12 protein-coding genes are annotated in these 14,852 nt (G+C 61.4%); 4 read left to right on the top strand and 8 right to left on the bottom strand.

Annotated elements, in window-relative coordinates:
* Positions 1-109 precede the first annotated feature (109 nt).
* From K7W42_RS18835 to K7W42_RS18820, 4 genes are all read right to left on the bottom strand, one after another.
* Positions 110-787 (bottom strand): hypothetical protein, encoded by a 678-nt coding sequence (locus K7W42_RS18835; protein WP_224576606.1) that lies wholly within the window; start codon positions 785-787, stop codon positions 110-112.
* A gap of 806 nt (positions 788-1,593) precedes the next feature.
* A complete protein-coding gene (locus tag K7W42_RS18830; protein ID WP_224576604.1) occupies positions 1,594-2,199 on the bottom strand; it encodes a methyltransferase family protein in 606 nt (201 codons plus the stop codon).
* 69 nt (positions 2,200-2,268) lie between these two features.
* Positions 2,269-3,453, bottom strand: a complete 1,185-nt coding sequence (locus K7W42_RS18825) for a ZIP family metal transporter (RefSeq protein WP_224576602.1) — start codon at positions 3,451-3,453, stop codon at positions 2,269-2,271.
* Positions 3,450-4,595 (bottom strand): multicopper oxidase domain-containing protein, encoded by a 1,146-nt coding sequence (locus K7W42_RS18820; protein WP_224576600.1) that lies wholly within the window; start codon positions 4,593-4,595, stop codon positions 3,450-3,452. Before K7W42_RS18820 ends, K7W42_RS18825 begins: the two co-directional genes overlap by 4 nt.
* 176 nt (positions 4,596-4,771) lie before the next feature.
* On the opposite strand from K7W42_RS18820, the gene K7W42_RS18815 reads away from it, so the two are divergent.
* Together K7W42_RS18815 and K7W42_RS18810 are read left to right on the top strand one after the other, a co-directional pair.
* Positions 4,772-5,443 (top strand): metal-dependent transcriptional regulator, encoded by a 672-nt coding sequence (locus K7W42_RS18815; protein WP_224576598.1) that lies wholly within the window; start codon positions 4,772-4,774, stop codon positions 5,441-5,443.
* Positions 5,440-6,723 carry an Nramp family divalent metal transporter gene (locus tag K7W42_RS18810; protein ID WP_224576597.1) on the top strand — a complete coding sequence of 428 codons (1,284 nt, stop codon included), beginning with the start codon at positions 5,440-5,442 and terminating at the stop codon, positions 6,721-6,723. Before K7W42_RS18815 ends, K7W42_RS18810 begins: the two co-directional genes overlap by 4 nt.
* A gap of 80 nt (positions 6,724-6,803) precedes the next feature.
* On the opposite strand, the gene K7W42_RS18805 is transcribed toward K7W42_RS18810, so the two are convergent.
* Both K7W42_RS18805 and K7W42_RS18800 read right to left on the bottom strand, forming a co-directional pair.
* Entirely contained in the window at positions 6,804-8,948 is a 2,145-nt protein-coding gene (locus K7W42_RS18805; RefSeq protein ID WP_224576596.1) for a fibronectin type III domain-containing protein, read from the bottom strand.
* Entirely contained in the window at positions 8,945-9,853 is a 909-nt protein-coding gene (locus tag K7W42_RS18800; RefSeq protein ID WP_224576595.1) for a hypothetical protein, read from the bottom strand. Before K7W42_RS18800 ends, K7W42_RS18805 begins: the two co-directional genes overlap by 4 nt.
* A gap of 100 nt (positions 9,854-9,953) precedes the next feature.
* On the opposite strand from K7W42_RS18800, the gene K7W42_RS18795 reads away from it, so the two are divergent.
* Complete coding sequence (locus K7W42_RS18795; RefSeq protein ID WP_224576594.1) at positions 9,954-10,661, top strand: hypothetical protein; 708 nt, start codon at positions 9,954-9,956, stop codon at positions 10,659-10,661.
* A gap of 78 nt (positions 10,662-10,739) precedes the next feature.
* Here the strand turns inward: K7W42_RS18795 and K7W42_RS18790 are convergent, their stop codons facing one another.
* Positions 10,740-11,900, bottom strand: a complete 1,161-nt coding sequence (locus K7W42_RS18790; protein ID WP_224576593.1) for a HupE/UreJ family protein — start codon at positions 11,898-11,900, stop codon at positions 10,740-10,742.
* A 121-nt stretch (positions 11,901-12,021) separates the two neighbouring features.
* Positions 12,022-13,476 carry a CehA/McbA family metallohydrolase domain-containing protein gene (locus tag K7W42_RS18785; protein ID WP_224576592.1) on the bottom strand — a complete coding sequence of 485 codons (1,455 nt, stop codon included), beginning with the start codon at positions 13,474-13,476 and terminating at the stop codon, positions 12,022-12,024.
* A 138-nt stretch (positions 13,477-13,614) separates the two neighbouring features.
* Here K7W42_RS18785 and K7W42_RS18780 point away from each other — a divergent pair, with 138 nt between their 5' ends.
* Positions 13,615-14,841, top strand: coding sequence for a hypothetical protein (locus K7W42_RS18780; RefSeq protein WP_224576591.1), 1,227 nt, complete (start codon positions 13,615-13,617; stop codon positions 14,839-14,841).
* The last annotated feature ends 11 nt before the right edge of the window (positions 14,842-14,852 follow it).

The following is a 14,852-nucleotide window of genomic DNA, read 5'->3' as shown; positions in this document are numbered from 1 at the left end:
CAGCGAGTCGCGTATAGGCTGGGTGCCCCCGGAATTCTGCTTCGGTGGCCCGCCAGAGCACACGGTAGTAGTGCCGTTCCCATCCAGCGTCATCAAGCAGTTGAACCAGTCAGGCTGCACCTTCCTGCACGGCTTCGCGGCGGTGATGTGGGTGCACGCTAGCGATGCGGCTGAGGCTCCACACCAGCTCCTGCGGCGTCTGCGCGTCTCCCAACACGGAAGTGCGGGAATCTATAGTACCCAGGGATTTCTGGTTGCTTTCTGGTAACGACCACTGGAACAGGGAAGTGATATCGAACTTATCTCCTGAAAAGAGTATTGACTCCCGCACTTTGATCTTGGCTTCCTGCAGGCGCTGCCAAGCGGTGCGCCCCGTTTTGCGGTCGGTGGTCAGATCCCGGGGGCAGGGCGGCAATTCATGGCTGACGACCCTAGCCTTGATGCCTGGGGCAGGGCGCAGCAGCACCGCCACCCACGTGCCGGCGCAGGCGTGCGTGGAGACCTTCTCGCCAGTCTCCGCGTTGAGGAAGGTGGTCGGTACCCACGTGCCGCCCTGGTAGTGGCGCGTCCTGGTCGTCTGGGTGGGCAAGGCCCCGGAGGTCTTGTAGATCAGGCCGAGGTCCTGCAGGCGCCGGGTGGCGCGTTCACACTGGTCACTGGACAGGCCAGTCACGACGGGCAGCAGGTCCAGCACGGTGAAGAAGGTGTACGTGGTCGTGTGCATGTGCTGCTGCGCCCGCACCTGGATCAGCGCGTAGACCGCCTGGGCCAGTGCGCGGTAGACCATGAATGCGTTGTGCCGAGTGTCCCGGCCCGGGGCGTCGGATACGTTCCATCGCAGTATCCAGGGAGGCTGGGATCACCTGAGGCGCTGACGGCGGAGGGAGCGGCGCAGCAGTATGGACAGGAGGCGGCGCGGCAAAGAATAGGGGCTGCTCGGTGCTGCGTAGAGCGCGGCGGAATGCTTGCTCGCCCCGCTGCTCAAGGGTGTGAGCGTTCAACCGTTTCTGAAGCAGTTGTTGCTGGGCACGCGGCCTGAGCGCCTGCTCCGCCGCCGTGAAAGGCCGTGTCGCCTGGGGGATGGTATAGGCCATCAGAGAACTCCGTGAAACGAGAACGTCGGTCGCCTCACGAGCGACAGTCTGGGGAAGCGCCTGGCGAAGCAGGGCCGCTGGTGACCTGTGGACGCACGTGGGGTCAGGTTGTGAAACGACACCTCCAGAGGCCGCGCGTGTGGGTGAGTCCGGTTGAATCGTGACGCGTGGAGTAAAGGCACTGTAGCGTTCCGGTTTTCGCGTCCTGACCCTCAGAGCAAACGACATCTGGTCGCCAGCGCTGGTCAGCGCCAGATGGCTTTTCTGCGTTCTAGACGACAAGCAGAGAACGCCCTCACTTCTGCGCTTCGGCAGTCAGGTGTCGCCCTTTCGCGTGTGGTTCGGTAGTGGCATTGCAGTAGCAATGAGCCGGAGAATCGGGTTTTCACCAGCCCGTTCATGGGGACGTTGGCCAGCGCGGTCTGACGGCACAGTGGCGTGCGTGTGCTGCAGCTGTCTGCCTCCGCCAGAGGGCCGCCACGGTCTCGTCGGAGGCAGCTCACAGCCAGCGCGGTACCCGCGCGCGGTAAGCGACATACGTCTCCCCATGCACGCCGTGCAGGTAGGCCTCCTCTAGCCGGACCTGAACCTGTATCAGCACCTCCCCCGCCACCAGCAGCGTCAGGGTCACCGCCTGTGGCGCGGCCAGGAACAGACCCAGCAGCATGAGCCGCATGGCCAGGAAGATCGGATTGCGCGAGCGGGCAAACACGCCGCTTTGCACCAAAGCGGTCCGCGCCCGCGCATCCAGCCCGATTCGCCAGGACGCGCCCATCTGGGCCTGGGCCACCACGGTCAGCCCCAGGGCACCGGCCATCAGGAGCCAGCCCCCACCCTGAAGCGCGGGGCTGACCAACCAGGGCAGCGTCCCTACCAGCGCCGCTGCCTGGGGCGCGGCGGCGAGTCCCCCCGTGGTCAGCAGGACAGCAGCCATGAGCAGGCGCATGCCCGCGCCCACATATCCCTGCGGACTATCATCCTGGGGCAACACGTACGGATTGGCCCCCGTTTGCCGCCAGACCAGCACCGAGCGCCAGACGAACGCGAGCAGCAGGTAGAGCAGCGTGAGGGCGAACAGCGCCGGATAAGACACTTGAGATTCCATATCTGAGCATACATTCATATATAAAGCCAGGCAAGAGACCCAGAGCGTCTTTCCCTGGGCCCCTTCCCTTTAAAACTTGACGAAGAACGCCGTGAAGTACATCAGGGCGACCCCGACCGTGAACCCGCCCAGGGTCGACCAGCCGACCAGCGGTGCGCCCAGCGCCGCCGTATTGCGCGCCACCAGGCGGCCCACCTCCCACACCACCTGAACGATGGCGCCGACCCCCACGGCCAGAAAGACCGTCGCCAGAACCGGGTTGAAGGCAAAGCCGCCCAGCCAGGTGCCCAGGATGGCCGGCCCGCCCGCGATCAGCGCGAGCCAGGCGAACTGAACAAACTTCGGTTGCTGGCGCACCACGGGCGCGACGATGCCCAGGCCCTCCGTGATGTTGTGCAGCGTAAAGCCCAGAATCAGGAAGGTGCCTAGTGCCGCTTCGCCCAGAGCAAACGCCGCCCCGATGGCCAGGCCTTCACCGAGGTTATGCAGTCCAATGCCGGTGGCGATCCGGTACGACAGGCCCAGGGGCGCTTCCTCGGTCCGGCGTTTGCTTCCCAGCGCCAGCAACACACCCAGGGTCAAGAGGGCGATCAGGAGCACCGCCGGCGTGCCCTGCCAGAAGGCCGGCAGCGCCGCCGCGAACTCCTGGGCGTCCAGGTACGTGCCCACGGCGAGGTACACCAGCAGACCCACCGTCAGGGCCAGGATGAAGTTCATGGCGCCCGCACTCAGGCGGCGCATCCAGGGAAACCAGAGCATGCCCAGCACCACCGGCACCACACCCACGTAGAGCCCCACCAGCCCGAAGCGGAGAAACAGATCGCGTCCCGGCTGCGGCGTCAGGGTGGCCACGGGAATCTCCGCCTCGAACACGGTGCCCAGCGTGGTCAGCAGGGCGACTTTGTGGGCCTCCTCCTCCACCCAGGGGTACGGAATCATGAAGGTGGCGCGGCCCAGACGGGGAATGGGCCCGGGGGGATCAGCAGTGAACGACCAGAAGGCGTCATCAACCATGACCTGCGGCACCGTCACGGTCTGCGGCCCATCATTGACGACCTGCACTTGAATCACGCCGCGTTCCGGCAGGGTCACGCGGCCAATGTTGAGCTGCTCGACGGGCGGGCCCTGTAAGGTCTTCAGGCCGCCGCCTGTGGCCACGAGGTAGGCCAGCACGGCGCCCAGCAGCAACAGGGGCACCACCGCCAGGCCCCACAAGCTGGCCCAGCGGCCAGCGGGCGCCGCCGGCGCACTCACGACTGGCCTCCGGCGATGCCCTGCCGGCTGCGCCGCGCCCACTGGTCGTCCACTCCGGCGGCCTTCAAGGCCGCTGGATACGCCTCTGGCTCGACCACCTGGAACGAGCCCATCCAACCGAGTTCCGTGAATTCACTGATGTGCGGATGAAACATAAAGTTGCCCGTGAACTTGTACTTGAATTCCAGAATGCCGCGCTGGCCCTGGGCCTGCGTGATGGTGTCGACGATGCGGCTGGTCGGCTCCAGGGTGGTGCCGGTGTCGTAGTAATTGAAGAAGTTCGCGTGCAGGTGAAACGAGTTGATCAGGTCGAATTCCAGAATATTGACCAGGTAGATGCGGATCAGTTCGCCCCTGCGCACCGGGATAGGGCGACGCGCAAACTCGAAGCCCACCGTGTTGACCGCATAGATCTCATTGGCCCCGTCGAAATTGGTGTCAAAGGCGTTCTGCACCATCACGAACTCCTGCGCGGGCGGCCGCCCACCTTTGGGATCCACGATGAAGGCACCGTACATGCCCTTGTGAATGTGGCGCTTGAGGCTGGTGGCGTGACAATGGTAGAGGTGGCAGCCGAACGGCTCGGCGTCAAACTCGTAGACGAACCGGCCGCCAGGCTGGATTTCTCCAGGGCCGGCCCCAGGCACGCCGTCCATCTCAGCAGCATGCACGCCGTGGAAATGAATGGTGTGGGGGTGGGCCGTCTGGTTGATGAAGGTGACGCGCAGCCGGTCACCTTCCGTGCAGCGCAGGGTGGGCCCAGGCACCCGGCCGTTGTAGGTCCAGGCAGGAAAAAAGACACCCGGCGCAATCTCGATGTCCTTGTTCTGGGCGATCATCGTGTACTCGCGTAAGGTCTGCCCACTGGGGAGGATGCTGGCTTTGCCCCAGTCCCAGTCAGTGAGCATCGCCATAGGGTCGAAGCCGTTTCGCTTGTGGTTGACGGTTCCGACCATCAGGTTGTTGCCATGGCCCGCGTGAGCGGCTGGAACCGCTGAGCCGGGAGAAGCCGCTTCAGCATGTCCAGCACCGTGTGCCGTGCGGCCCTGCCCGAGAGCCGCGCTGCCCGCCAGAACAGCCGCGCCGCCAGCGCCAACCCGCAGCACATCGCGCCGCGACAAGAACGAGCGCAGCCAACTCACGGGAGCCGCCGGTGACCAGACGACTTTATTTTAGATGAGACCATACTTCATATTAGGCAGACCTAAAAAAATGTCAAGGTGCAGCTCAAACTATGGCTATCCTTTTCTCTACTACCTCATGGTCGACGTATTAGGCGCAGCCTACCTCCAGTTTTAGTCTGAGCTAAATTAGGGGCATGACGCACCGTACGCTGTCCTCCGCCGTCGAGGACTACCTCAAATACCTCTATCTCCTGGGACAGCAGAGCGCGGTGAACACGCAGGCGCTGGCCGACACGCTTGGGGTCAATCCCGCCAGTGTGACCGGGATGCTGCGCCGCCTGACCGAGCAGGGCCTGGTGACCCACCTCCCGTACAAGGGCGCGCGCCTAACGCCGGAAGGTGAAGCCGTGGCACTCGAAGTGTTGCGGCATCACCGGTTGCTGGAGCTGTACCTCCATGAAGCCCTCGGTATTCCGCTGGACGAGGTGCATGAGGAAGCCGAGCAACTCGAACACGTCATCAGTGAGAAACTTGAAGCCCGCATTGCCGCTTGGCTGGGCCAGCCGGCCTTTGACCCACACGGCGACCCTATTCCAGGACTCGACGGAACCCTTCCTTCCCGGAGTGAAGTGAGTTTGACTGCGGCTGCCCCTGGCGCACCTGTGTGCATCCTGCGCGTCCCTCATGACCCGGCGGCCCTCAAAGGGCTGATGGCACACGGCCTCACGCCGGGCGTCACGGTGACGCTCCTCGAGACCAGTCCAGCGCTGGGCACGGTGACGGTACAGGTCAGCGGCGCCGCACCCCTGGTGCTGTCAGTCACGCTGGCCCGTCAAGTTCGCGTGGCCCAGGGGGTTTCTGCATGAAGTCTCCAGCCCCAAGTTTCGATGAGCGGATGACCACCGAAGCGACCGATGTCCTGAGTGGCCGCTCCACGCGGCGCGGCGCGGCCCGGCTCCTGCCCTTCTTGGGCCCCGCCTTCGTGGCTTCGGTGGCCTACATGGACCCGGGGAACTTTGCCACCAACATCCAGGGCGGCGCGCAGTTCGGCTACCTTCTGCTCTGGGTCATTCTGGCGGCCAGCCTCATGGCGATGCTCATTCAAGATCTCAGCGCCAAACTGGGCATCGCCACTGGCAAGAATCTGCCGGAGATGATCAGGGAACGTTGGCCCCGACTCGCCTGGCCCTACTGGGTTCAAGCGGAACTGGTGGCGATGGCGACCGATCTAGCCGAGTTCCTGGGCGCGTCGCTGGCGTTTCAGCTGCTGTTCGGCATTCCACTCCTGTGGGGCGCGATCTTGACGGCCATCATCACCTTCAGTCTGCTGACCCTGCAGAAACGCGGCTTTCGTCCACTGGAGCTGGCAATTTCCGGGTTCGTCTTCGTGATCGCGCTGGCGTATCTCGTGCAGATCGTGCTGAGTCACCCTGGCATTGAGGCGCTCAGCGGCTTTGTGCCGCGCTTCGAGGGTCCAGACAGCCTCTATCTGGCTGTTGGGATCATCGGGGCCACCGTCATGCCACACGTGATCTACCTGCACAGTGCGCTGACGCAGAACCGGATTCCGGCACATACCGCCGCCGAGAAGCGGCAGGTGGCCCGCATGTCGCGCACCGATATCTTTCTGGCGATGGGGCTGGCCGCCCTGATCAACATGAGCATGCTGGCGGCGGCTGCCGCCGCCTTCCACACGTCGGGCCGAACTGACATTGCGGATCTGACTCTGGCGTACCGCACCCTGACGCCCCTGCTTGGTGGCGCGGCGGCCATCGCCTTCGGTCTGGCGCTGCTCTCCTCTGGGCTGTCGAGCAGCACAGTCGGCACGATGGCCGGCCAGGTGGTGATGCAGGGCTTCGTGCAGTTCAGCATTCCCGTGTGGCTGCGGCGCACGATCACGATGCTGCCCGCTTTCGCCGTGATTCTGTTAGGCCTGAACCCAACGGACACGCTGATTCTGTCGCAGGTCATCCTGAGTTTCGGGATTCCGTTCGCGTTGGTGCCACTCCTGATCTTTACGGCTCAGCCGAAGGTCATGGGGGAACTGGTCAGTTCGCGCGCGGTTCAGGGGATTGGCTGGTGCATCGCGGCCCTGATTATCGGCTTGAACGCCTATCTCCTGTTTCAAACGTTCATGCCTGGCTGAAAGCGTCTCTCGATCTTGTCTGAGATTCAAAGAGCCCGCCTCTGACACACGAAGTCAGAGGCGGGCCCTTCAATCAGGGTTCAGCAGGGTTTGACGAAATCAGGTGCGGCCTCGTCGGTTTTGCTTGACGGTTGGCCGGTTGCTGTGCCGGTGGGACGGCAAGGCGCCTGATCCGCTGGCGTCGTCACGCTGACTTCGGTACCCGTGCTGTAGCCCGCCGCGTTCCCAGCTTTGACTCGGTAGGCGTAGCGCCGTGATGGCTGCACATTCAGATCAGTCAACCCCTGAGCAGTTGCACCCAGAGTGGCAATCACTGCGTACGTGCCTGAGGGGAGGGCTCGGCGCTCCACCGTATGCTGAGTTGCCCCGGACCCAGCGACCCACGCCAACGACACTTCCCGGCTATCCTCTGGCGTTGCGGTCAGACCACTGGGATTTCCAGGAACTGATTGACCGGGCGTCGTGTTTCGGTTGGTGCAGCGGTCATCCCCGATTTGAGGCTTGAAGACAGCGTTATAGGCTCCACAATCCCCATAGACCTCTGATAACACGCGTGGATTTTGCTTATCTTTCCGGCCATCCAGGGAATACACGAAACCCAGCATGGCGTTGGGCCGAACTGAGGTGGGCCGGGTTCCCTCGAATGGCAATCCCTGGACAAAGCGGGAGAACTCAGATGGGCTCAGTAGCACCAATTTGCTCATGATCAGGGTATTGTAAGCGGGCGAAAACTTATCAATTGAAAAGCGGAGTTCTGGGCGGTTGTAAGCAGGATCGGGTTGACCACTGCTGTCTAGAGGCAGATTCAGCACAGTCTGATTCATCTGCTGGAGATTGATGAGCGTGCCCTGCTGCGGCAGACGAGTGTCCTTGTCAATGCCGTATGCCATCGTCATTACGGGATCAAATTTTTGCTCTGGACTGGTGATGTAACTTTCCCATTCAGTCCTGGTCTTGCCTGTTGCATTCTTGAGCATGAAGTCGATCAGATTAGCCTTCGCCTTCTTGATGGACTCCGGCATATTGAACTGTTCGTCAATAAACTTGAGCACCCAGTAAGCCACGCGGCCGGCCTGGTCCGGGGCACCCGACATACTGGCCAGATGGTTGAACAGATAATCATCGATAATGGCGCTGACTTTCGCTCGTCGGTCGGTATCAATCCCGGCATTAGCCGGGTTGCCGTCTGAGGAGGGATAAATCATCTGAAGGGCCAGCTCATGACTTGTCTTGGCCCATTCCTTGAGGCCATCGTCAATGTCGCGCTGCCACTCAATTGCATATTCCTTCGTCGCCCAAACCACTGTTACATGATTGAGGTAAAGAAAATTGTACTTGTTCATGCACCAGATATCATAAAATTTACAATTCTTAATTTTTGTCTCTAGTGATCTCTTCTCGTCATAATACCAGTCAATATGTTTACCCAAAACATTTCGAAGGTTTGAGTAAATATATGGAATAGAGGCAACATTCGTTCGACCCTCATAGAGGGTTTTGAGAGATGTGTTTCGAGAAATGTCAATCATCTCATCATAGATGAAATTCTCTACGCCACTAATACTGAAATCTCCGCTCGGATAGAATATTCGGTTATTGAGTCCGCCATCGAATCGGCCACTGGTGACCGTACCGGAATAGTCATACTCGACCAAGTTCGGCGTTCTCTTGCCCATGTAGCCTTCGATCACCAAATGTTTTGCCGCATTGGTATGTGGATCCACATCGAATGGACCGCCAGCATATGCATTGACGAAGGTGTGCGCGAAGACGTCGCCTGCTGCGTGAGTCAGGTAGCCGGTGACGAATGCCTTGACCGCTCCACTTTGCGACTGTTGCCCTTTGGTATACAAGTGCTGGAGCCAGTCATCAGAACCTTTCCGAACAGAGCCGTCGTCTTTGTTGGCTGAGTGTGGCGGATGAATGACCTGTTGACCCGTGGCGATATCTGGGTAGGCATCTGGCCCGAGCACGCCGGCCCGGTACTGGGCGATATTGGCACGAAGGGCCAGCAGCAGGTCAGGATCAACTCTGTACGTTTGCGTGACGGGCGGGTTTTGCGGCGCCCCGTTGACCAGCACGGGAATGGTGACGAAGCCGTCGTCCAGCGCATCTCGCAGCGCTTCTTCTGCTAAATAATTATGGGTAATGGGCTTCCACGCATACGCTGTGCCGCCAGTCAGGAGCAGGGTGGTGAGCAATACACGGGCTGAGAGCCAGATCATAAGTGCCGTCCTTTTTTGCCTTCAAACATGTAAGGTGATTTGCTGGGTCGAGTGAACGAGTCCTGCACGCGCTGCGCTTCTTCAGGTGGTATGGACCGAAGCGATGCCACGGAGGACATTGATTCGTCGGATGCGGGAACATACTCACCGCCGCTGGTGTAGAACGCGGGGAGCCCCAGCGGAATCAATGTGACGGCTTGACCTTCAGTCGGCACAATCGCCCACCGAATATCAAAGGGCGAATACGTGCCAGCTGCCGTCATGGCCACAGCGAACAGGACAGAAGGTCCATCTTCAGTCGGCTGTGGTGTAAGTTCACCCTTGCCCACTGGACGCACCTGCTCTGCCGGTCGGAACTCACGTGCGTCTACTTCCAGGGTCAACCGCTGAACGGGCTCCTCAAACAGAATGAACTCCGTATTCGAGGTCGTCACTTCATTGTCCCGGTAGAGCGGCAGCCGAGCCAGACCAGCCGTGCGGCCATCCTTCAAATGCAGAGGCACCAGTACCGCATTGCCAAGTTCAGAGAGCGCGCGCTGTGAGACCCTGGCCTCACCTTCAGCGGCCGTAATTTGAACAGGGGACGCTACGTCAATCGGCTGCCCAGTGGTGAGACTGCCCGCAGTCAGTTGGTGTCGGCTATCCACCAGAGCACGCGCCCATTCCGGCAGACTTCCGGTGACGGGGAACTGAAGACCAGTCTTGTTCAGTTGAGCGACCACGGTTTCGGTGGTGACGTAGGTGTAGCCGTTGCTGGCTTGAGCCATTTTAAGATCTGTGTCGTACACGTCTTTTGGAAGAGCCAAGCGACCAAATTTGCCCGGTGGGGTCTCGATGGTGGGTGGCGTGGGCTGGGCACAGGCCGCCAGGAGGAGCGGTAGCGCGATCAGATGGAATGTCTTCATGGAACTTCCTCTCTAGGACGCAGGAAATCCTTCTGCAGGACGAACTGCAGATCGGTTTCACAGATGAGTTTTATGCGCCTTGAGTAAAGTAGGTCGCACTATGGTCGAAAAGAAAGCGTCGTTTTCAACGAAAGACTGGCATCGCATTGGCGACCCTCGGGCTGCACAAGTCCTGGCTCACCGGGATCAGCTGAAATATCTCCGGCCATTTCTGGGGTCGGCACTCTCAGCCAGCCAAGCGGCCCGTTCTGCCGGCGTGCGGCTAGACACGATGCTGTATCAAATCGAGCGGCTCAGCGAGCTGGGCCTGTTGAAGGGTTTGCCGCTCTCGTCTGGCCCAGGCCGAAAAGTCAAGCGGTATCAGGCTGTGGGCGACCGCTTCATCTTGCCGTTCACCGCGTTGCAAGCAGAGACCCTGCTCGCGCTGTTCATGCATCACGACAGTCAGCGGCGCGAGGAGTTTGGTCGAGGCCTGATTCAAGCGGTGGTAGGTGAGGGGGGCGGCTGGCATGTGCGGATGTATCAGCAGGCAAACGGCTCACTGAACTGGGAGGCCGCGCCAGATCACGATCCCGATTGGCGTCAAGAAGATCTGTTGAAATCAGAGGCATCGGCGGCCTGGTATACAAATGTGACGGTGGGACTCACCCCACAGGAGGCAAAAGCACTACAGCAAGACTTGGTCCAGCTGTACATGACCCATGTCATGCGAGCCGCTGGACGTGATAGTTCGAGCACCAACAAAGCCAGGTACACGCTTCAATTGGGTTTGGCCCCTGTACAGGACGTCACGGCGTCGGAGCGGTGATACACAACGTAAGCGGGGGAGGTTTTCGGCCTCCTCCGCTCACATCGCTCAGTGATGATTGAGCAGTCCGCTCCCCGCTTAACCAGCCGGTAACGCCCGCTGCACAAACCAGACGGTCGCCACCACGGCCACGCCAACCGAGGCCGGGGCAAACACCGCCCGGCGATAAAAGACTGTAGCCCGAATCCAGAACAGGAGGGGGACCGCCACGGCCACCAGCGCCAACTGGCCTAGTTCAACGCCGATGTTGAAGCCCAGGAGACTTTGCACCAGTGCCTGCCGGTCTTCCACCAGTTCGCTCAGCACACTGGAGAAGCCGAAGCCGTGCATCAGGCCAAAACCAAACGCAACCGCCCAACGGGCCCGTTCCTGGACCAGTGGGACCAAGTTGTTCAGGGCTGCGAACACGACGGACGCGGCAATCACCGACTCCACCACTTGGGACGGGAAGGTCAGGATGCCCAAGGCCGAAAGCGTTAAGGTCACGGAGTGGGCGACGGTGAAGGCGGTGACCACTTTGATTACGCTGACCAGCGCTTCGCGGAAGTGACCGACGGGTTGCCACTGTCCACCCTGACGTCTGAGTACGGTCGGCAAGAGAAGAGTCAGCAGAAACAGCACGTGATCCAGCCCCGCCCAGATATGCGTCATGCCCAACCAGATGAAGGTCAGAAAGTTCTGCCACGCCCCTGGCCGGGTCAGCGTTACTTCTGCCGTGATGGACGCCGGGGTGAAGACACTGGTCGAGGCGCGGCCGCCCGCTTCCAAGTTCAGGAAACCACGGTGCAGCGCCGTGTCCTTCTGGTCCATGAACAGCCGGCTGGTCACCTCAACCGTGCTGGGTATCAGCGGACACTGCCCAGTCAGTTGCAACCGCAGAAAGCGGCCCGTATCCTTCTTGCCCACCTGCATGGCCTGGTCCGTGAGGGTGCAGGACTGGCCGTCGGCCTTGACCTGGAGCCGGGCGAGCATGTAATCCCGCGCCAAGGCCCCCGAGCGGGTCAGTTCCTCATTGCTGACCCGGCCATCCTGATCTGCATCGAGCGGAACGGCTCCGGCTAGGTCAGGCAGCATCACGTCCCAGGTGCCCTGCAGCGCCGCCCCTTCGACCGAGAGATCGAGTTGATAGTCCGAGGTGGTGTGCGCCTCAGCGCGGCCAGACACAGCAGCCAGGCCCAGAGCTAAGATCCAGATCAGCATCCGGTTGAGCGCTTGGGTCGAGAGAACAATGGTCGGCATAAAAGTACCTCAGACGAAGCTTGAAAACGCCCCACAGGGCGGCGGGCGCGGTCTGTGAGTGGCTGTACCTCTCAGGGCACGGCAGCGGGACCAGCCTGGAGCTGGTCCCGCTGGCCTTCAATTACTGCTCAATAAAAATGGGGTTTGAATAGAACCACAGGTCGGCCCAGGGGTTCTCGCCCTTGGGATCAGCTGCCGGTTCCTGCTGGTCGGTGGTGGTGCCGCGCACCCGCACATACATGTCAGCGCTGACATTTTTGAGTGTGTAGGTCATGGTGACAATTTCGCCCTCGCGTTTCCAATCGGCCGCGCTGAGGCGGCGCTCGACGGTTGTCGTGGGGTTGGTGTCGCTGTCGTACTGCGCACTAGCCACCTTGCCCGTGACCCGGCCGACGATCAGGTCCACCCGTTTGACTTCGGGGGCGTCATTGTGGAAGTTTTTGCCCGCGGGGTCCCGCAGCCGAATGGTGACCGTGACGTCTTTGGCGCCGCCCAGTTTCAGAGTGCCACCTGTCGCAGCACTGGACGGTCCAGTCGAGGCCGTCACATCCAGCTCGGAAATCAGGTCACCAGACGTCACGAAGGTGCGGCCGCTGCGCAGGCCGTCAAGGATGTCGTCATAGGACGGCTCAGCCTTCACGTATGTCTTCTGGTATTCCCCAGGCCAGAAGTCGGCGCCCCCCTCGGTGTAATGCACGTGAGAATCTGAAGTCGCCACGATCCAGAACCGCCGGCCTTCTCCCAGCATGGAGTCCCAGAGGCCCCCCAGACGGGCCGTCATCTGATCAAAGCCACCGTAGGTGGGGGCGTTGCCGTAAGCGCCCCGGTTGCCCGCACCTGCCTTAAGGCTGCCGTCCGGGTTCAGGGCCCCAGCCTGGTGTCCTGGCGCGCCTTCAAAGCCGACGTAGACGTTGGGCGCTGCGTCGTTGTTGTTGCGCAGTTCGTGTGGGGTGTCGCTGCCGTAGGTGCCCAGGGCCGTGGCGGACCGGGCCGGATGATTGGCCATGAGAATGGGCTTGGTGCCGTCCATGGTCTTGATGTAATTGATGGTCTGGAGCGCCTTTTCTTCTGTGTTGCGGGAGGCGTCGACTGGAAATGCTTCGCGGGCGTCCCAGCGGCTCTCAATCTCTGCGAGGGTCTGAGATTCCTTCTCGCTCCGGGGAATCATCAGGGTGTGGTGGTCCATGGCCGGCATGTTCAGTTCCATGCCGACAAAGCTGAGGAGCTGGGGAAACCGGGTGCGGGCCTGTTGGAGCTCCGGGTAAGCGCGCTCCATGTTTAACTTGGAATGGTTGGGGCCGCCGTGGTCCGTAATGACCATCCAATTCAGGCCATACTTGACGGCCATTTCGGCGTTCTTGCCGATGGTGTACTGCGCGTCACCGTCGGGCCCGCCCACGATGGGCGTGGGCGGCGTGGTCTTGGTGTCATAGCCAGGGCTGTAGTAGCTGTGGATATGGGAGTCACCCGCCAACCATTGGCGGGTGGGTCCGGTCGTGGTCTGGCTGTTGAGACCGCAGCCAGCGAGAAGCGTCAGCAGGCTGCCAGTCAACAGCGTGGTTTTGATCACAGTCATACCGGCACGCTAGGTGGCCTATGTCAACAGGATGTCTGGTCATCCGATCAGGTGTTGGCACATCGTAGGCGGAGAGCGCCTGCATCTCTTCAAGCAATTTGCCAACGTAGGTGTGTAACTCCCCGTACAGTGAGTGGTATGGATACGCCAGGCATTTGGGCGCGCGTGCGCGCTTTTACACGGGGCGAGCGTGACGCGCAGACCCTGTACGCATACCGGCAGGCTGGCGCCGCCGTTCATCCCTTACTTGATGCCGCCGAGCGCCGCCGCTTCGATCTGTTGGTCGGCGGCGTCAGTCCGTTTGCCCTCCAGCGTCACGTCGGACTGGAGCTCGCTTGCGCCTGGAATGCCTTCGCGCTGCAAACCCTGGGCGACAAGATGCTGGCGGCTGACGAAACCGCCGACCCAGACACGGTGGGCTTCGTGCCGCCCGTGACCTATGACCAGGTTGAGGCCTACTATCAACAAGTGCAGCGCTGGCTCGGGTACGCGAGTCAGGCCGAGCACGATCCGGAATTTGATCTGCCCCCGGGCACCCTCCCAGCGGCTCTTCCAGCTTGGTCGCCGGTCGAGCCCTGTCCTCAGCCGCACCTCAGCGCCATGATGGCCGCCCTGGATGCTCTGCAGCTGCATGCCGAAGCCGCGATGCACAACCTTGAACAGGCCACTCCAGCGGCCGATCAGGCCAAAGTGGCCAAACTCAGGGGTCAATTCGCTGCCGCGATGTCTGGGGCTCAGTACGCGGCGAGTATGTACCGGTCAGGCGTGTCGACTGACGTTCACGAACAGATTGAAACCAAGGCCAAGGCGGCGATTGAGGCGCTCTACCGTGTGGGGCAGCTGATCAGTTATCCCGTCCTTTTGGGGGAGCGGGTTCCTGAGAGCGCCCAGCCGAGGTCATCACGGGATGGCCGCCCATTTCACCGAACGCCATTGCCGGGCGAGCCAGGGTTTGACCCCTGGGCCATGACGGACGCGGCCTCTGTCGCTTCGCTGAAACGCAACCCGGAAGCGACTCGGGTCATTGGTGAGATGTGGTCGCTCGACCCTGATCCAGCCGCCAGCGTCGCCCTCTGGGACGAGATCCGGCGAGCCGTCGAGACAGGTGGCGCCGCACTGGCCAAGAGCAAGAAAGGTCAGCCGGTCGGCTTTTACTTCTGCACCCCATACGCTTCTATTTTTGAAGCTCAGCGGCCCCTCGTGTTGGGCGACACGGCCGTGGCGGTTGGCGAGCGTTTCACCCTCGAATGCGCGGCCGAAGGCGTCCGGGTCGGCTATCCCTTCAAGCGTGAAATTGTGACTGGGGCCTTCCAAAGTGCAGCCATTGATTATTGTGATCCTGATCAGCCGCCACCGCACGAGTAAGAAGGGCGCGG

The organism is Deinococcus betulae (assembly GCF_020166395.1).
GTDB lineage: Bacteria > Deinococcota > Deinococci > Deinococcales > Deinococcaceae > Deinococcus > Deinococcus betulae.
This window is presented reverse-complemented; position numbering and strand designations above follow the sequence as displayed.